This is a genomic window from Salegentibacter salegens (assembly GCF_900142975.1).
Taxonomy (GTDB): domain Bacteria; phylum Bacteroidota; class Bacteroidia; order Flavobacteriales; family Flavobacteriaceae; genus Salegentibacter; species Salegentibacter salegens.
Map to the genome: position 1 here is coordinate 2,360,417 of NZ_LT670848.1, position 17,463 is coordinate 2,377,879.

General features: G+C 37.5%; 17 protein-coding genes. 11 read left to right on the top strand and 6 right to left on the bottom strand.

Annotated elements, in window-relative coordinates; translation table 11 throughout:
• Positions 1 to 264: 264 nt before the first annotated feature.
• The 5 genes from B5488_RS10545 to asnB form a co-directional block, all read right to left on the bottom strand.
• A complete protein-coding gene (locus tag B5488_RS10545; protein ID WP_231919726.1) occupies positions 265 to 1,440 on the bottom strand; it encodes a methionine aminotransferase in 1,176 nt (391 codons plus the stop codon).
• A 152-nt stretch (positions 1,441 to 1,592) separates the two neighbouring features.
• Positions 1,593 to 2,339: a succinate dehydrogenase/fumarate reductase iron-sulfur subunit gene (locus B5488_RS10550; RefSeq protein WP_079735227.1), complete on the bottom strand. Its 747-nt coding sequence runs from the start codon at positions 2,337 to 2,339 to the stop codon at positions 1,593 to 1,595.
• A 68-nt stretch (positions 2,340 to 2,407) separates the two neighbouring features.
• Positions 2,408 to 4,411 carry a fumarate reductase/succinate dehydrogenase flavoprotein subunit gene (locus B5488_RS10555; protein ID WP_079735228.1) on the bottom strand — a complete coding sequence of 668 codons (2,004 nt, stop codon included), beginning with the start codon at positions 4,409 to 4,411 and terminating at the stop codon, positions 2,408 to 2,410.
• A 12-nt stretch (positions 4,412 to 4,423) separates the two neighbouring features.
• Entirely contained in the window at positions 4,424 to 5,086 is a 663-nt protein-coding gene (locus B5488_RS10560; RefSeq protein ID WP_079736585.1) for a succinate dehydrogenase cytochrome b subunit, read from the bottom strand.
• Positions 5,087 to 5,413: 327 nt separating this feature from the next.
• On the bottom strand, positions 5,414 to 7,084 hold the full coding sequence (gene asnB / locus B5488_RS10565; RefSeq protein ID WP_079735229.1) for an asparagine synthase B: 1,671 nt from the start codon (positions 7,082 to 7,084) through the stop codon (positions 5,414 to 5,416).
• A gap of 325 nt (positions 7,085 to 7,409) precedes the next feature.
• Here asnB and B5488_RS17880 point away from each other — a divergent pair, with 325 nt between their 5' ends.
• The 6 genes from B5488_RS17880 to B5488_RS10590 all read left to right on the top strand — a co-directional run bounded on the left by B5488_RS17880 (position 7,410) and on the right by B5488_RS10590 (position 11,568).
• Positions 7,410 to 7,547: a hypothetical protein gene (locus B5488_RS17880; protein WP_154045351.1), complete on the top strand. Its 138-nt coding sequence runs from the start codon at positions 7,410 to 7,412 to the stop codon at positions 7,545 to 7,547.
• A 56-nt stretch (positions 7,548 to 7,603) separates the two neighbouring features.
• Complete coding sequence (locus B5488_RS10570; protein WP_079735230.1) at positions 7,604 to 8,533, top strand: DnaJ C-terminal domain-containing protein; 930 nt, start codon at positions 7,604 to 7,606, stop codon at positions 8,531 to 8,533.
• Positions 8,530 to 8,820 carry a chaperone modulator CbpM gene (locus B5488_RS10575; protein WP_079735231.1) on the top strand — a complete coding sequence of 97 codons (291 nt, stop codon included), beginning with the start codon at positions 8,530 to 8,532 and terminating at the stop codon, positions 8,818 to 8,820. The genes B5488_RS10570 and B5488_RS10575 overlap by 4 nt, the downstream gene beginning before the upstream one ends.
• Positions 8,821 to 9,019: 199 nt before the next feature.
• The gene (locus B5488_RS10580) at positions 9,020 to 10,312 is read left to right on the top strand and encodes an aminopeptidase P family protein (RefSeq protein ID WP_079735232.1); all 1,293 of its coding nucleotides are present in this window, start codon (positions 9,020 to 9,022) and stop codon (positions 10,310 to 10,312) included.
• 161 nt (positions 10,313 to 10,473) lie between these two features.
• Positions 10,474 to 11,244 carry an alpha/beta fold hydrolase gene (locus B5488_RS10585; RefSeq protein ID WP_079735233.1) on the top strand — a complete coding sequence of 257 codons (771 nt, stop codon included), beginning with the start codon at positions 10,474 to 10,476 and terminating at the stop codon, positions 11,242 to 11,244.
• A 72-nt stretch (positions 11,245 to 11,316) separates the two neighbouring features.
• Positions 11,317 to 11,568, top strand: coding sequence for a hypothetical protein (locus B5488_RS10590; protein WP_079735234.1), 252 nt, complete (start codon positions 11,317 to 11,319; stop codon positions 11,566 to 11,568).
• A gap of 31 nt (positions 11,569 to 11,599) precedes the next feature.
• Here B5488_RS10590 and thiL read toward each other — a convergent pair whose 3' ends face one another.
• Complete coding sequence (gene thiL / locus B5488_RS10595; RefSeq protein ID WP_079735235.1) at positions 11,600 to 12,664, bottom strand: thiamine-phosphate kinase; 1,065 nt, start codon at positions 12,662 to 12,664, stop codon at positions 11,600 to 11,602.
• A 274-nt stretch (positions 12,665 to 12,938) separates the two neighbouring features.
• Here thiL and B5488_RS10600 point away from each other — a divergent pair, with 274 nt between their 5' ends.
• From B5488_RS10600 to sufD, 5 genes are all read left to right on the top strand, one after another.
• Positions 12,939 to 13,268 carry a HesB/IscA family protein gene (locus tag B5488_RS10600; RefSeq protein WP_079735236.1) on the top strand — a complete coding sequence of 110 codons (330 nt, stop codon included), beginning with the start codon at positions 12,939 to 12,941 and terminating at the stop codon, positions 13,266 to 13,268.
• Between the two features lie 90 nt (positions 13,269 to 13,358).
• Complete coding sequence (sufB, locus tag B5488_RS10605; RefSeq protein ID WP_079735237.1) at positions 13,359 to 14,804, top strand: Fe-S cluster assembly protein SufB; 1,446 nt, start codon at positions 13,359 to 13,361, stop codon at positions 14,802 to 14,804.
• A 9-nt stretch (positions 14,805 to 14,813) separates the two neighbouring features.
• Positions 14,814 to 15,215 carry a hypothetical protein gene (locus B5488_RS10610; RefSeq protein WP_079735238.1) on the top strand — a complete coding sequence of 134 codons (402 nt, stop codon included), beginning with the start codon at positions 14,814 to 14,816 and terminating at the stop codon, positions 15,213 to 15,215.
• Between the two features lie 43 nt (positions 15,216 to 15,258).
• Entirely contained in the window at positions 15,259 to 16,011 is a 753-nt protein-coding gene (gene sufC / locus B5488_RS10615) for a Fe-S cluster assembly ATPase SufC (RefSeq protein WP_079735239.1), read from the top strand.
• 109 nt (positions 16,012 to 16,120) lie between these two features.
• Positions 16,121 to 17,437: a Fe-S cluster assembly protein SufD gene (sufD, locus tag B5488_RS10620; protein WP_079736586.1), complete on the top strand. Its 1,317-nt coding sequence runs from the start codon at positions 16,121 to 16,123 to the stop codon at positions 17,435 to 17,437.
• Positions 17,438 to 17,463 lie beyond the last annotated feature (26 nt).

A 17,463-nucleotide genomic window follows, 5' to 3' on the forward strand; every position in this document is an offset into this window, starting at 1 on the left:
TTCATTTTTTGCTCGCCCAAAAAACGAAACAAAAAAGGGCGTCCTATGTGGAGGTGTTTTTTTGGCTACAAGGCCAAAAAATCGCAAATCAGCAGCTAAATTTTTTCCAAGGCTTCAAAAATTATTGACGCTGCTGATTTGCTACACTCAAACACGGATTTTAAAACTCGCTAAGCTCGCCGAACGTCTATTTCCTACACTAGTATATTTTTTTTATCACGGGTCTCAGCTTGACGAAACTAGACTTTTCAGACAACCTCGTTGTTATAATTTATGCAAAATCTCCGTAGCTTTTTCCAGGGTCTCATCGTTTTTGGCAAAGCAGAAACGCAATTGCTTGTGGTCTTTTCCATCTTTATGAAATACGGAAACCGGAATGCTGGCCAGGCCGTGTTTAGTAATCAATCTTTTTGCAAAATCTACATCGTGTTCATCGGTAATTTCAGAGTAATCCATAACCTGAAAATAAGTTCCTTTTGATGGTGTTCCTTTAAATTTTGAGCCTTCCATTAGCTCAAGGAATTTATCCCGTTTTTGCTGATAAAAATCACCCAAACTCAAATAATGATCTGGATTTTTTAAATATTCAGCAAAAGCTCGCTGCATAGGGTGGTTTACGCAAAACACCGTAGCCTGGTGAAATTTGATGATCTCTTTCATCAAAACTTCAGGAGCCACACAGTAACCCATTTTCCAACCGGTGTTATGAAAAGTTTTGCCGAAGGAAGCACAAACAATGGCTCTTTCGGCCAAACCAGGAAATTTAGAAGCACTTTGATGTTCTTCCTTATCAAAAATAAGATGCTCATAGACCTCATCGCTCAGCAAAATGATATTGGTGTTTTTCAGCAATTTTTCCAGGCGCTGCATATCGCTTTTCGAAAGAACAGTGCCTGTAGGATTATGTGGAGTATTGATTACGATCATCCTTGTTTTGGAAGTGATTTTTTCTTCAACTTCTTCCCAGTCAATTTTAAAATCTCTCCCTTTTAATTCAATTAAAACAGGTTTGCCACCGGCAAGTTTAATATCAGGTTCGTAAGAGTCGTAAGCCGGTTTAAAAACAATTACTTCATCTCCAGGATGCACAAAAGCGTTAATAGCGCAATATAAGGCCTGGGTTGCTCCAGCGGTAAAAATAATCTCCGAAGCCTCATCGTATTTCTTTCCGTAGAGATTTTCAATTTTGGAAACTATTTGTTCCCGCAATTCGGGAATGCCATTCATTGGTGGATACTGATTATACCCCTCCTTCATAGCTTTACAAACCAGCTCTTTTAAATGATTATCGGTTTCAAAATTCGGAAAACCCTGGGAAAGATCTATCGCATCGTGTTTTCTCGCCAAACCGCTCATCACAGAAAATATACTGGTTTTACCGGCGGGAAGTTTTGAAGGAAGATTCTTGAAATCTGGCATCGCTTTATTTTTAAATCCCATTGAATGGGTTTTATTACCCGATATTCGAAATTGGGTAAAGTTTGTCTTTTTTAAATACCTCCTGGGCTTTCCTCGAGATAGTTGATTAATTTGCATAAAAAATCCCAAATTCAAAAAGAATTTGGGATTGATTTATTTTATTTAAGGAAGTTTTATCCTTTTACACTAGCCGCAAGATATTCACGGTTCATTCGTGCGATATTTTCTAAAGAAATTCCTTTAGGACATTCAATTTCGCAGGCTCCTGTATTACTACAGTTTCCAAATCCTTCTTCGTCCATTTGTCTAACCATTGCCTGAACACGCTCGGTAGCTTCTACGCGACCTTGCGGAAGTAGAGCATATTGAGAAACTTTTGCTGAAGTAAACAGCATAGCACTCGCATTTTTACAAGCAGCTACACAAGCTCCACAACCAATACAGGTTGCCGCGTTAAAAGATTCATCGGCTTTTTCTTTTTCAATAGGCATAGTATTGGCGTCTATGGTATTCCCCGAAGTATTTACCGAAACATAGCCCCATGCTTGTTGAATCCTATCAAATGCGGTACGATCTACAATAAGGTCTTTTATAACCGGAAAAGCTTTCGCTCTAAATGGCTCTATATAAATAGTATCGCCATCTTTAAAAGAACGCATATGCAACTGGCAGGTAGCGATTAATTTATCTGGCCCGTGTGGCTCACCGTTAATTTGCAAAGAACAGGAACCACAAATTCCTTCACGACAATCGTGATCAAATTCAACAGTGTCTTCTCCTTTTTCTACCAACTGCTCGTTAAGTATATCCAGCATTTCAAGAAAAGACATATCTCCATCAATTCCATCTACAGGATAATCTACCATTTTTCCTTTAGCAGTGGCATTTTCCTGACGCCATATTTTTAAGTTAAGCTTCATATCTTAAAAGTATTGAGTAGTGAGTATTTAGTATTGAGCTCTTAATACTCAATACTTAAATCTCAATTCTATTTATAACTTCTTGTTTTCAATTCTATATTTTCAAATACCAGGTCTTCCTTATGAAGAATGGCATCGGCGGGTTTTCCTTTATATTCCCAGGCAGCAACATACTTAAAGTTCTCATCGTCCCTTAAAGCTTCTCCTTCTTCGGTTTGGTATTCTTCTCTAAAATGCCCTCCACAAGATTCATTTCTATGTAGTGCATCTTTAGCGAACAATTCCCCAAGTTCAAGGAAATCGGCTACTCTACCTGCTTTTTCAAGCTCGGCGTTTTTAGAAGTTGCACTTCCGGGAATTTTTACGTTTTTCCAGAAATCTTCTCTTAAAGCTGCAATTTCTTCAATTGCCTCTTTTAAGCCTTCTGCATTACGCGCCATTCCGCATTTGTTCCACATAATCAGTCCTAATTCCTTGTGATAGGAATCTACCGATTTTTTTCCGCCCGCATTCATTAATTTATCAATACGTTCGGTTACCGCTTTTTCGGTTTCAGCAAATTCAGGAGAATCTGTAGAGATAGCACCGGTACGAATATCATCAGATAAATAATCGCCAATGGTATAAGGCAATACGAAATAACCATCTGCCAGTCCCTGCATTAATGCAGAAGCACCAAGCCTGTTAGCGCCGTGATCTGAGAAGTTTGCTTCTCCGGCAGCATAACAACCAGGAATGGTAGTTTGCAGGTTGTAATCTACCCAAAGTCCGCCCATAGTGTAGTGAACAGCAGGGTATATCATCATAGGGGTTTCATATGGATTCTGGTCTACGATCTTCTGATACATATCGAAGAGGTTTCCATATTTAGAAGCAACTACTTCTTTCCCAAGTTTTGTAATTTCTTCTTTTGAAGCATTTTTATTACCTGAAGTAAAAGCTTTCTCTTTTCCGTAACGCTCTATGGCACTGGCAAAATCAAGGTAAACTGCCTGTCCTGTTTTATTTACTCCATAACCGGCATCGCAACGCTCTTTAGCTGCCCTTGAAGCCACATCTCGAGGCACAAGGTTACCAAAAGCAGGATAACGACGCTCTAAATAATAATCTCTGTCTTCTTCTGAAAGTTCAGTTGGCTTTTTCTTTCCTTCTCTTATTGCTTTCGCATCTTCTTCATTCTTAGGCACCCAGATTCGGCCATCATTCCGTAGAGATTCTGACATCAACGTAAGTTTTGACTGATGATCTCCGGAAACCGGAATACAGGTGGGGTGAATTTGTGTATAACAAGGGTTAGCGAAATATGCACCTCTACGGTGTGCTCTCCAGGCGGCCGTTACGTTACTTCCCATCGCGTTTGTAGAAAGGAAGAAAACATTACCATAACCACCGGAAGCCAAAACCACGGCGTGAGCCGAGTGGCGTTCAATTTCACCGGTAATCATATTTCTCGCAATAATACCACGGGCTTTACCATCTACCAATACCAAATCCATCATTTCATGACGGTTATAAGGTTTGATTTTTCCACGGTTAATCTGGCGGTTCATTGCTGAATATGCTCCCAGTAATAACTGCTGTCCTGTTTGTCCTTTGGCATAAAAAGTACGGGATACTAAAACCCCACCAAAAGAACGGTTATCTAAATAACCACCATATTCGCGGGCAAAAGGTACTCCCTGAGCCACACATTGATCTATAATATTTCCGGAAACTTCAGCTAAACGATATACGTTACCTTCACGAGAACGATAATCGCCCCCTTTTACGGTATCGTAAAACAAACGGTAATCTGAATCGCCGTCTCCCTGGTAATTTTTTGAAGCATTTATACCTCCCTGGGCCGCGATAGAGTGGGCACGTCTTGGAGAATCCTGGTAGCAAAATGTTTTTACATTATAACCTAATTCCGCAAGAGTTGCAGCTGCACTACCTCCGGCAAGTCCTGTTCCTATTACAATAACGTCTATATTACGTTTGTTGGCAGGATTAACAAGATTGATATTGTTTTTATGATTGGTCCACTTTTCTGTGAGAGACCCTTTAGGTATTTTTGAATCGAAAACTGACATAAATCTTACGTATTAAAGGTTATTAATATAGTGAAAAAGGGCTATAAAAATAAATCCTAGCGGTATGATAATCGCATAAGCCTTGGTGAATCCTCTAAGTCCTTTAGCGTATTTATTTCTCCAACCAATAGATTGAAAAGAAGAAGAAAAACCATGGTAAAGGTGAAGGGCTAAAAATACAAATGAAATTACATATAATATTGTTCTAACCGGGCTTTGGAATTTTGCTATTAACTCATCATAGTATCGGGCTACATCTTCTGGATGCGATTCTAAATATTTATGAACCATTTCCGGGAACCAGAAATCGTAAAAGTGAAGTCCTAAAAAAGCTAAAACTACAAGTCCGGAGTAAATCATATTTCTTGAAACCCAGCTTGAGTTTTCATTTCCGGCAAACTTAACATACTTTATGTTCCTTGCTCCCCGGTTTTTTGCTTCCAGGATAAACCCCATCACAAAGTGAAAAATCACTCCAAAAATTAGAACCGGCTGCAATAAAGCCTGTACAAAAAAGTTGGTTCCCATAAAATGAGAAACTTCATTAAACAAATCTTTACTAATTACTGAAAGAAAATTAATGGTAAAATGCTGAGCTAAAAATAAGACCAGAAAAAGTCCCGATAAGGCCATAGCAACTTTTCTTGCTATGGTTGAATTTAGAAATCCACCCATTGGTTTGATAATTTTATAGAAATTTAACAGCAAAAATACACTCCAAATCACTTACTGACAAACTTTCAAGCCTGTTTATAGGGCTATTTAGAACAAATATAAGTAAGCGATAATTTTGTTGAAGATAATTATTCACACATCGCCCGAGGTTAAAACCTTTACCTAACCACTATCTTTCAAAGTACTTATAGTTTTTTTTGGTGAAAATTCATATAGATTACGGTTACACAATTCACAAACCATGTTGAGAGTGAAAACTCCATAAAAAAAGCTACCCATAGATTTAGGTAGCTTTTTAATAAAATTTAATTTTCTTAATTAGTCTTTCTAAAATTTTTTATAACTATCGGAATGAACATTTGCCACTGCTCTACCTGATGGATCGTTCATATTTTTAAAAGATTCATCCCACTCTAAAGCAGTTGGTGTACTACAGGCTACAGAAGGCACAGATGGTACTGACTTTGCTGCCGCATCGCTTGGGAAATGATCGGTAAAGATAGATCGGTAGTAATATTCTTCTTTGCTAGATGGTGGCTGAATTGGAAATTTGAAGTGTGCATTTTTAAGCTGTTCATCGCTCACCTCTGCATTAACCAATTCTTTAAGAGTATCTATCCAACTATAACCAACGCCATCCGAAAATTGTTCTTTCTGTCTCCAGGCTACGCTTTCTGGCAAATAATCTTCAAATGCCTTTCTTAAAACCCACTTTTCAATACGTTCGCCGGTAATCATTTTATCTTTAGGATTTATTCTCATGGCAACATCCATAAATTCTTTATCCAGGAATGGAACACGCCCCTCTATGCCCCAGGCACAAAGAGATTTATTAGCCCGTAAACAATCATATTGATGTAATTTATCTAGTTTTCGAACAGTCTCCTCGTGAAATTCTTTAGCATTAGGAGCTTTATGAAAGTAAAGATACCCACCAAACAATTCATCTGCACCTTCACCCGAAAGCACCATTTTGATCCCCAAAGATTTGATAGTTCTAGCCATTAAATACATAGGAGTAGACGCCCTAATCGTTGTTACATCATAAGTTTCTAAATGATAAATTACATCTTTAATCGCATCTAATCCCTCCTGTATAGTGAATTTCACTTCGTGATGCACCGTGTCTAAGTGATTGGCCACTTTTTGTGCAGCAGCAAGATCCGGCGAACCCTCTAACCCAATGGCAAAAGAGTGCAATCTTGGGTACCAAGCCGCATCTTTATCGTCACTCTCTATTCTTTTTTCTGAATACAATTTGGCAACTGCAGAAGTAATTGAAGAATCTAAGCCACCTGAAAGTAAAACACCATAAGGCACATCACTCATTAACTGCCGGTGTACCGCTTTTTCAAGAGCTTCCTTTAAATCTTCGATACTGGTTTCATTATCCTTTACGGCATCATATTCCATCCAGTCCCGCTCATACCATTTTTGAAAACCTTGCTTTTTACTAGATAAGTAATGCCCGGGAGGAAACAATTCAATCTTAGTACATTTTCCTTCCAAAGCTTTAAGTTCTGAAGCTACATAAAATGTTCCGTTTTGATCCCAGCCTACATATAAAGGAATAATTCCCATATGATCTCGAGCAATAAAATACTCATCATTTTCGGCATCATAAATAGCAAAACCAAAAATTCCGTTTAATTCATCTAAAAAGCTATCTCCTTTTTCTTTATAAAGCGCAAGGATAACTTCACAATCAGATTCTGTTTGAAAATTATAATTTGGAAACTGACTTCTTAATTCTTTATGATTATAGATTTCTCCATTTGCAGCAAGCACAAGCTGTTTATCGTCAGATAATAAAGGTTGTCCACCAGAAATAGGATCTACAATTGCCAGGCGCTCATGCGCCAAAATCGCTTTTTCATCACTATAAATTCCACTCCAGTCTGGGCCGCGATGTCTTAAACATTTAGCCATTTCTAATACTTGAGGTCTTAAGACTTCAGACCTCTCTTTTAAATCGAAAGCACAAACAATTCCACACACAGTATTAAGTTTTAAAGTTGAAACAAATATTGAATTAATATTTCATAAAAAAAGCTAATAAAGGATATTTGGTTACATATGAAAATTAAAAACTTTATATTAACTTCTTATTAAAAATTAAATTTAATAAGAATTACGATTTAATTTCAGCAGTAAAATTTTCAGGAAGCGTTAAATAGATTATTTCCAAAATTAAAGATCGCCGGGAAATAATCTCCATCATTTTTTCATAGTCAGCTTTCAATCAACTAAGAATCTCTCTAAAATTAAAATATTAGTCATCGCTTAATAGCCATATTTTGGGCTAATCTTAGAAAAATATATTATGAAATACGATCAAATAGACAGTAAATTATTTATAAAAAACCACAAAAACTTTATGGCGGGAATGAAACCTAACAGCCTTGCCGTTTTTAATGCTAATGATATATACCCGATTTTGCATAAACTTAACGGGAATTGAGCCAGCTTTTTAGTAATTTCAGGAGTTAGAATTTCAACACTAATTCATAAGTTTTCATGGCTTTTATAGACTACTACAAATTGCTGGAAATAGATAAATCTGCCAGCCAGGCCGATATCAAAAAAGCCTACCGCAAACTGGCCAGGAAATATCATCCAGATCTTAACCCTAACGACAAAGAAGCGCAGCTCAGGTTTCAGCAAATTAATGAAGCCAACGAGGTTTTAAGCGATCCTGAAAAACGAAAAAAATACGACCAATACGGAAAAGACTGGCAACACGCCGATGCTTACGAAGAAGCCAAAAAACAACAGCAAGCTTCTGGCGGTAGAGCTTATTCGGGCGGCGGATTTGGGGGTGGCCAAACTGGCTATTCTTATTCAGGAAATTTTGAGGACGATACTTTTTCAGACTTTTTTGAAGAGATGTTTGGAAGCGGTGCCAGGGCTCACGGCTCGGGCCGCGGGCGGCATTTTAAAGGCCAGGATTTTAATGCTGAACTTCAGCTAAACCTAAGCGATGTTTACACCAGTCACAAACAAACCCTTACGGTAAACGGAAAAAATATTCGACTTACTATTCCGGCGGGCGTTGAAAACGGGCAAACCATTAAAATAAAAAGTCACGGTGGGCCGGGCGTTCAGGGCGGGCCAAAGGGCGATCTTTTTATCACTTTTAATATTATAAACAACACAAAATTCAAAAGAGAAAAAGAAAACTTATTCAGTACGATAGACCTTGACTTTTACACTGCTTTACTCGGTGGAGAAATTACCGCAGAGACCTTTGGCGGGAAAGTAAAGTTAAAGGTGAAACCTGAAACCCAACCCGGAACCAAAGTGAAATTAAAAGGCAAAGGTTTTCCGAAATACAAAAAAGAAAACCAGTTTGGGGATTTAATTATCACTTATGATGTAAAAATGCCAACAAACTTAAACGCCCGGGAAAAAGAACTGTTTCAAGAACTTCAAAAATTACGCTCATGAATTTAGAAGATTTAATTCCCACCGATGAGATTTGCACCCGATATAAGATTGAACGAACTTTTGTAAGCTCACTTTACGAAAGCGGTTTAATTGAAATTGTAACCGTAGAAGAAACTGAATATGTGCATTGCGATGAGATTTCAGAATTTGAAAGATTAAGGCGGTTGCATTACGATCTGGATATTAATGTGGAAGGATTGGAAGCGATTCAGCACTTAATTGGGCAGGTAAAGAAATTACAGAAGCAGAATCAAAAGCTTAAAAATCGTCTTGGTTTATATGAATAAGTCAGGAACTTTTACTCGATAATCGAGATTAAATGCACTAAAACTTGTCTCGAAATCAAATTATAGTTCTCAGATAATAACTTATAGGCTTGCCGAGAGGTTTTTTCCTCTGTTAGATATTGATAACTTTGCGACACAACACTTTTAACGAACAAACCTCACAGGTTTTGAAAACCTGTGAGGTTTTAAATAAAACCACATGAAATACGATCAAATAGACAGTAAATTATTTATAAAAAACCGAAAGAGCTTTACGGCGGGAATGAAACCCAACAGTCTTGCGGTTTTTAACGCTAACGATATTTACCCTATTGGTGCAGATAGCACCATGCCTTTTCAGCAAAATCGGGATTTATTTTATTTAAGCGGTGTTGACCAGGAAGAGGCAATTCTAGTACTTTTCCCGGACGCTCCAAAACCAGAACATCGTGAAATTTTATTTCTTACCGAAACCAATCCGCATATCGCAGTTTGGGAAGGCGCAAAATTAGACAAGGAAAAAGCACTCGAAGTTAGTGGTATAGAAACCGTTTACTGGCTCCAGGATTTTGAGAAGATCTTTTTTGAAGTAATGTCGCAATGTGAAACAATATATTTCAATACCAACGAACACTACCGAGCGAATGTACAAACCGAAACCCGCGACGAAAGATTTATAAAATGGTGCAAAGATAAATATCCGGCGCACCAGGTGGCAAAAAGCAACCCTATTTTGCAGCGCCTACGTTCCGTAAAAGATCCTATTGAGCTGGATTTGATGCAAAAAGCCTGCGATATTACCGAAAAAGCTTTTCGCAGAGCTTTAAAATTTACCAAACCCGGAGTTTGGGAACACGAGATTGAAGCCGAATACTGGCACGAAATGATAAGAAACCGTAGCCGCGGATTTTCATACACCCCAATTATTGCCAGCGGAAATAACGCAAATGTGCTTCATTACACCGAGAATAACCAGCAGTGTAAAGAAGGAGAGTTAATCCTTATAGACACGGGTGCAGAATACGCTAATTATTCAAGCGATATGACCAGGACAATTCCGGTTTCAGGAAAGTTTTCCGATCGTCAGAAACAGATTTACAATACGGTAAATAAGGTAAAGAAAGAAGCCACAAAATGGTTGGTTCCAGGAACTATTTGGGCAGAATACCATAAGGAAGTCGGTAAATTAATGACTTCTGAATTATTAGATCTAGGATTGCTGGACAAAGCCGATGTTCAAAATGAAGATCCAAAATGGCCTGCTTATAAAAAATATTTTATGCACGGTACCGCACATAATATCGGATTAGATACTCACGATTACGGGATTCTAACCGAACCCATGAAACCCAACCAGGTTTTCACGGTAGAACCGGGAATTTATCTACCCGATGAAGGTTTCGGAATTCGTTTGGAAGACGATGTGGTAATTCAGCCAGAAGGAGAACCTTTTAACCTGATGCGCAATATCCCTATTGAAGTTGAGGAGATTGAAGAGATTATGAATTCTTAATAGAATAGGTTAACTATTTTTTACGTCAATCTGAACTTGTTTCAGATTCTAGTATGAGACCTTTGATAATGAAATTAGATCCTGAAATAAATTCAGGAAGACGTTTTTTTAAAGCCACGAATTATTTTGTGAATTCGTGGCTTTTTCTATTTTAAATAACAATGAAAGCAACTTATAAAAACACACCTATTTCTTATACCTCACAGGGAACAGGAAATCCCCTAGTTCTCTTGCACGGCTTTTTAGAATCTAAAGAGATATGGAAAGATTTTACTGAAGAACTTTCAGCAAAGCGACAGGTTATTTGTATAGACCTCCCCGGGCACGGAGGATCTGGAAATTTCGCAGAAATTCACACTATGGCTGATATGGCCGAAGCCGTAAAAGCGGTCTTAGATGAACTAGATATTAAAAAAGCTTCATTCGCAGGCCATTCTATGGGTGGTTATGTAAGTTTGGAATTCCAAAATATTTTTCCTACTATAGTCAATAGCTTGGTATTGGTAAATTCTACCCCACAGGCAGATTCTGAGGAACGCAAAGTTAACCGCGATCGCGCGGCAGCTTTGGTTCTAAAAAATAAAAGGGCTTTTGTAAGTATGGCGATTTCCAATTTATTGACGCCTGAAAACAATAAGATCTTCAAATCCCAAATTGAAGAATTAAAAAATCGCGCCCTTAAGTTTTCGTCTGAAGGAATCTACGCTGCTATTATGGGTATGAAAATTCGTACAGATCACTCCGGGCTTTTTGCAAAATTTAATGGTCAAAAAATTATCGTAGCAGGACAACAGGATCCTGTTATGGATTTTAACACAATAAAAGTAATAGCTAAACGTTGTGAAAGTGAGTTTGAAGGTTTTCCTGGCGGGCACTTAGCCTTTATGGAAAATAAAATGGAACTCCTAAGAATTTTGCATTTTATCGATTAATTTTAACTTTTTGTCGAAAGTTTAACTTTTTTTTATACTTTAGACTTTCAGAAACAAGAAAATCAAGCTTTTATGAAAGAAAAACACCCTACAAGATTTTCATTCGCTAAAGTTTTTTGTAACATTTTTGGACACAAACTAAGAGTTTCCAAAAATGTAACAGATCACGTACACGAATATAAATGCGAGAAATGCGGCATGGAAATGACTGATACCGCAAATGGTTTTTTGGCTCGCTTAACCCCAAAATTTAAAGAAACCAACGATTATATTTCTAAAATTCACCAAAAAAGAAAGCGCAAGCATTACGCTCACGCCTCTTAATCATTTAATTTGGAATTAATTTTCCGAAACTTTATTTTTCTTCAGAATCCTTAGCATCCATAGAATTCCAACCTCGCGCAATAAGTGGTAGTTTCTGGTTGGCGCGTGTAATTAGATGCATCCCTTCTTTTTCCTCGGTCATATGCCCAATTATACTTAAATTAGGATTCGCCTTTATCTTTTCGAAATCATCTTGCGAAATAGTAAAAAGTAGTTCATAGTCTTCACCTCCGCTCAACGCGATAGTGGTACTATCTATATCAAACTCTTCACACACTGAAATCACGGCAGGATCTAACGGAATTTTCTCTTCAAATAAATTCGCTCCAACTTCTGAGTTTTTACATAAATGGATGATTTCAGAAGAAAGTCCGTCACTTATATCTATCATCGAAGTTGGTTTCACCCCGAGTTCTTTCAACAAAGGCGCGATATCTTTCCTGGCTTCTGGTTTTAACTGTCTTTCAATCAAATAAGTATAAGGATCAAGATCTGGTTGTGCATTTGGGTTTGCCTTAAAAACTTCTTTTTCACGTTCTAAAATTTGCAAGCCCATATAGGCCGCACCAAGATCGCCGGTAACCACTAAAAGATCGTTGGGTTTTGCTCCGCTTCGGTAAACAACATCTTCTTTTTCAGCAACACCAAGGGCGGTAATACTTATAAATAATCCAGAAGTTGAAGAGGTGGTATCGCCGCCAACAACATCAATATTGTATAGTTTAGCAGCGAGTTCAATACCTGAGTATAATTCTTCCAAAGCCTCTACCGGAAATCGGTTGGAAGCAGCTATAGAAACGGTGATTTGAGTAGCCTTGGCATTCATTGCATAAACATCAGACAAATTTACCATTACGGCTTTATAACCAAGGTGTTTCAAGGGCATATATGCCAGGTCAAAATGCACGCCTTCAACCAAAAGATCTGTAGTAACTACAGTGTGCATATTTTCAAAATTTAATACCGCGGCATCATCGCCAATCGCCTTTACGGTTGAAGAAAGTTTGGGTTCAAAACCTTTGGTGAGGTGATCTATTAATCCAAATTCACCCAATTCTGAAAGGTTTGTACGCATATCCTGACTATCCTGAAACATAACTAATTATTTTATTTTGCAAAATAACTGAATATTATTCAACTGCCATTATAAAGATGAGCATAGATTAAAAAAACGCTGGTTTGCCTATTTAATCAGAAGCATAAAACAATGCTAAAGTAATTAAACCTCAGTTATTTAGAAGTTCTTAGCTCTTATAGAATTAGAATTGGCAGAACTTATCAATGTATTCTTAAAACATATACCAGTGCTATGGTAAACCGCTTGTTTTATAGTATATTTGTATCCAATTTAGAATTAATCTTTTTAAGCTATGATAAAAGTAAGCGAAAGCGCTAAAAAAAAGATTGCCGCACTTATGAGTGAAGGGGGTTTTGATAATATGCAAGACTTTGTTCGCGTGGGTGTAAAAAGCGGAGGCTGTTCTGGTTTGTCTTACGAATTAAATTTTGACAAATCTAAAGCTGAAGACGACAAACTTTTTGAAGACAACGATATAAAAATAGTAGTAGATAAACGCAGTGTTTTATACCTGGCCGGAACGGTTTTAGAATTTTCTGGCGGCTTAAACGGCAAGGGATTTGTATTCAACAATCCCAACGCCCAAAGAACCTGCGGATGCGGAGAAAGTTTTTCTCTGTAAAATAATTTAAAAGGGACAAAGTTTAAAAACAGAAATTAAACCTTGAATTTTTAGACGTTGAACCTTAAATAATTTTAGAATAAAATTGAGATGGCATATACTGAAGATGATTTAAAAAAAGAGCTCGAAACTAAAGAATATGAGTACGGGTTTTATACCGATATTGAATCGGATACATTTCCCGTGGGATTAAATGAAGATATTGTTAGAGCAATCTCTAAAAAGAAAGAAGAACCAGAATGGATGACTGAATGGCGACTGGAAGCATACCGCCACTGGAAAACCATGAAAGAACCTGAATGGGCGAACGTACATTATGAAAAGCCTAATTTTCAGAATATTTCATATTATTCGGCTCCTAATAAAAAACCTAAGTACGATAGCTTAGACGAAGTAGATCCAGAATTACTGGATACTTTCAAAAAGCTGGGAATTTCTGTAGATGAACAGAAAAAACTTGCAGGAGTTGCAGTTGATATCGTTATGGATTCTGTTTCGGTAACAACTACTTTTAAGAAAACGCTAGCCGAAAAGGGAATTATTTTTTGTTCTATTTCCGAAGCGATAAGAGAACATCCGGAACTTGTTAAAAAATATATTGGCTCGGTAGTACCCACAACCGATAACTTTTACGCGGCATTAAATTCCGCAGTATTTAGTGATGGTTCATTTTGCTACATTCCAAAAGGTGTTAGATGCCCAATGGAACTTTCTACATATTTTAGGATCAACCAGGCCGGTACCGGCCAATTTGAGCGTACACTTGTAGTTGCAGAACCTGGAAGTTACGTAAGTTACCTTGAAGGTTGTACTGCACCAACCCGTGATGAAAATCAATTGCACGCGGCTGTTGTAGAACTGGTTGCTTTAGACGAGGCTGAAATTAAATACAGTACCGTTCAAAACTGGTTCCCGGGAAGTAAAGAAGGAAAAGGTGGCGTTTACAATTTTGTGACCAAACGTGGAATTTGTGAAAAAGCAGCTAAGATCTCCTGGACTCAAGTTGAGACAGGGTCTGCAGTAACCTGGAAATATCCATCCTGTATTTTAAAAGGAGATAATTCTATTGGTGAATTTTATTCTATCGCGGTTACCAATAATTTCCAGCAAGCAGATACCGGAACAAAAATGATTCACCTTGGTAAAAACACCAAGAGTACCATTATTTCTAAAGGTATTTCTGCGGGTGAATCGCAAAATTCCTATCGCGGACTTGTACAAATAAACGGCAGAGCCGAAAATGCCCGTAATTTTTCTCAATGTGATTCTCTTTTAATGGGGAATAAATGTGGCGCGCATACCTTCCCGTATATTGAAGTTAAAAATAAAACCGGGCAGGTAGAACACGAAGCTACCACCAGTAAAATTGGTGAAGACCAGATTTTCTACTGTAATCAACGTGGAATTGATACCGAAAAAGCTATCGCCCTTATTGTTAATGGTTTTAGCAAAGAAGTATTGAATAAATTACCTATGGAGTTTGCAGTGGAGGCACAAAAACTATTAGAAATTTCTCTTGAAGGATCTGTAGGATAAGAAGGGAAAATGAAGATTGAAAAAATGAAGAAGTTTTTGCTAATTCTTGCTCTTGCTGTTACGGCTTTTTCCTGCCAGGACGAAGGCCGCCAGGATCTCATGAATCAAAACGAAACAGAAAAAGTTCCCGATAGCATTCAAACGCTAACAGGGGAATTTATCTATGCTGGGGATGCAGCAATATTAAGAGGAAGTGATTTTGTTTATGGGGTAACTATAGACTCTATGTCTAAAGTATTGGCAAAGCAGGTAGAAGCATTTCAAAAAGAAGAATTTGATATGGTTCCTGTAAGAGTAAGAGGAAAAATTGTTCCCAACCCAAGACAGGAAGGCTGGCACGAGAATATAGAAATAAGAGAAATTATAGAGATTCTGGAGTCTGAGAAGGCTTTAGACCAACAAGAAGAATAATAAACCAATCCCAATATTAATTCGGGATGCATACAGATAATTTATGCTAAAAATAAAGAATTTACACGCGAGTATAGAAGATAAAGAAATCCTAAAAGGAATTAATCTTGAAATTAATCCGGGAGAAGTTCACGCGATTATGGGACCAAACGGTTCAGGTAAAAGCACACTTTCTTCGGTAATTGCAGGGAAAGAGGAATTTGAACAAACCCAGGGAGAAATACTTTTTGAAAATACAGAGATCTCAGAAATGGATCCTGAAGAAAGAGCGCATAAAGGTATCTTTCTTTCTTTTCAATATCCGGTGGAAATTCCGGGGGTTTCAGTTACAAATTTCATGAGAACTTCGATCAACGCGCATAGAAAAGCTAACGGACTGGAAGATATGCCCGCAAATGAAATGCTGAAAAAGATTCGCGAAAAATCTGAAAGCCTGGAAATTGACCGTAAATTTTTGTCAAGATCTTTAAACGATGGGTTTTCTGGCGGAGAGAAGAAAAGAAACGAGATCTTCCAAATGGCCATGTTAGAGCCAAAACTAGCTATTCTTGATGAAACCGATTCAGGTTTAGATATTGATGCGCTTAAAATTGTGGCCGATGGTGTGAACAAACTAAGAAGCAAAGACAATGCGGTATTGCTAATTACGCACTACCAGCGTTTGCTTAACTATATTGTACCAGATGTGGTTCACGTAATGATAGACGGTAAAATAGTGAAATCTGGCGGCAAAGAACTTGCACTCGAGCTAGAAGAAAGAGGTTACGAATGGGTGAAGGCCGAGAAAGCGGTTTAAGGTTTTCAGATTAAGGTTTAAAAACTTTAGAATGAAAACTGAAAAGAATAATTAAGCCTTTTCAAATAAGAAGATTTTCGCCTTTGCGGAAATGACAAAAGAATTAAAGATGGAATTAAAAGAAAAATTAGTATCATCATTCCTGGCTTTTGAAGAAGAGTACACAGGAGCTAATGATGATCTTCATAAAATAAGAAACCAGGCGATTAAGGACTTTGAAACTATGGGTTTCCCAAGTCGAAAAGAAGAAGATTATAAATACACTTCTTTGAAATCGATTTTGAAAGAAGACTACAGTCTTTTTCCGAAGAAGGAAAACGCTATAGAATACAAAGACATTAAAAAATACCTTATCCACGAGATAGACACTTACGATCTGGTATTTATAGATGGTATTTACTCCTCTCACTTATCCAGCACCACGCACGATAAGATTGATGTTTGCCTTATGTCTTCAGCACTAAACAAAGACCTTTACAAGCCGGTAATTGATAATTATTTCAACAAACTGGCTCCAAAAAATGGTCTAAATTCGTTGAATACGGCTTTTACCAAGGAAGGTGCTTTTATTCATATTAACAAGAATACGCTGGCCGATAAGCCAATCCAGATCATTAATTTCTCTACCGGAAATGAATCTTCTTTGTTGGTACAGCCTCGTAATTTAATCGTGGTAGACGAGAATTCACACTGCCAAATTATTGAGCGCCACCAGAGTTTAACAGATCAGCCGGTGCTTACCAATTCGGTTACTGAAATTTTTGCTGATAAACGCGCAATCATAGATTATTACAAAATTCAGAATGATAAACTTTCAGCGTCTTTAATTGACAATACTTACATAGAACAAAAATCTGAAAGTTTCTGCTCGGTACATACGTTTTCCCTTGGCGGAAAATTAACCCGAAACAACCTCAACTTTTATCAACGAGGAGAGCGCATAGATTCTACCATGAAGGGCATTACTATAATTGAGGGAAAACAACATGTAGACCACAACACGCTAGTGCATCATATTGAACCAAATTGCGAATCTCACCAGGATTACAAAGGTATTTTTGATGAAAGATCGGTTGGTGTTTTTAATGGGAAAGTAGTTGTAGAAAAAGAAGCCCAAAAAACAAACGCTTATCAATCTAACAATAACGTTCTTTTAAACGATAAGGCGACAATCAATTCAAAACCCCAGCTGGAGATTTTTGCAGACGATGTAAAATGTAGCCACGGTTGTACAATTGGCCAGTTAAATGAAGAAGCTTTATTTTACCTTCAATCACGCGGAATTCCAAGAAAAGAGGCCAGCGGACTTTTAATGTACGCTTTCGCCAACAACGTTTTGGAAAGTGTAAAAATTCCGGAAATCAAAAAGAGAATCAACAAACTTATAGCCCATAAATTGGGTGTAGAATTAGGATTCAACCTGTAAATTGCTATCTAAAGTAGCATTAAAAA

Bases quoted from the DNA above. Each gene is read 5' to 3' on its own strand.
- B5488_RS10545 (WP_231919726.1), bottom strand. From the start codon at position 1,440: ATGGGATTTAAAAATAAAGCGATGCCAGATTTCAAGAATCTTCCTTCA.
- B5488_RS10550 (WP_079735227.1), bottom strand. From the start codon at position 2,339: ATGAAGCTTAACTTAAAAATATGGCGTCAGGAAAATGCCACTGCTAAA.
- B5488_RS10555 (WP_079735228.1), bottom strand. From the start codon at position 4,411: ATGTCAGTTTTCGATTCAAAAATACCTAAAGGGTCTCTCACAGAAAAG.
- B5488_RS10560 (WP_079736585.1), bottom strand. From the start codon at position 5,086: ATGGGTGGATTTCTAAATTCAACCATAGCAAGAAAAGTTGCTATGGCC.
- B5488_RS17880 (WP_154045351.1), top strand. From the start codon at position 7,410: ATGAAATACGATCAAATAGACAGTAAATTATTTATAAAAAACCACAAA.
- B5488_RS10570 (WP_079735230.1), top strand. From the start codon at position 7,604: ATGGCTTTTATAGACTACTACAAATTGCTGGAAATAGATAAATCTGCC.
- B5488_RS10575 (WP_079735231.1), top strand. From the start codon at position 8,530: ATGAATTTAGAAGATTTAATTCCCACCGATGAGATTTGCACCCGATAT.
- B5488_RS10580 (WP_079735232.1), top strand. From the start codon at position 9,020: ATGAAATACGATCAAATAGACAGTAAATTATTTATAAAAAACCGAAAG.
- B5488_RS10585 (WP_079735233.1), top strand. From the start codon at position 10,474: ATGAAAGCAACTTATAAAAACACACCTATTTCTTATACCTCACAGGGA.
- B5488_RS10590 (WP_079735234.1), top strand. From the start codon at position 11,317: ATGAAAGAAAAACACCCTACAAGATTTTCATTCGCTAAAGTTTTTTGT.
- thiL (WP_079735235.1), bottom strand. From the start codon at position 12,664: ATGTTTCAGGATAGTCAGGATATGCGTACAAACCTTTCAGAATTGGGT.
- B5488_RS10600 (WP_079735236.1), top strand. From the start codon at position 12,939: ATGATAAAAGTAAGCGAAAGCGCTAAAAAAAAGATTGCCGCACTTATG.
- sufB (WP_079735237.1), top strand. From the start codon at position 13,359: ATGGCATATACTGAAGATGATTTAAAAAAAGAGCTCGAAACTAAAGAA.
- B5488_RS10610 (WP_079735238.1), top strand. From the start codon at position 14,814: ATGAAGATTGAAAAAATGAAGAAGTTTTTGCTAATTCTTGCTCTTGCT.
- sufC (WP_079735239.1), top strand. From the start codon at position 15,259: ATGCTAAAAATAAAGAATTTACACGCGAGTATAGAAGATAAAGAAATC.
- sufD (WP_079736586.1), top strand. From the start codon at position 16,121: ATGGAATTAAAAGAAAAATTAGTATCATCATTCCTGGCTTTTGAAGAA.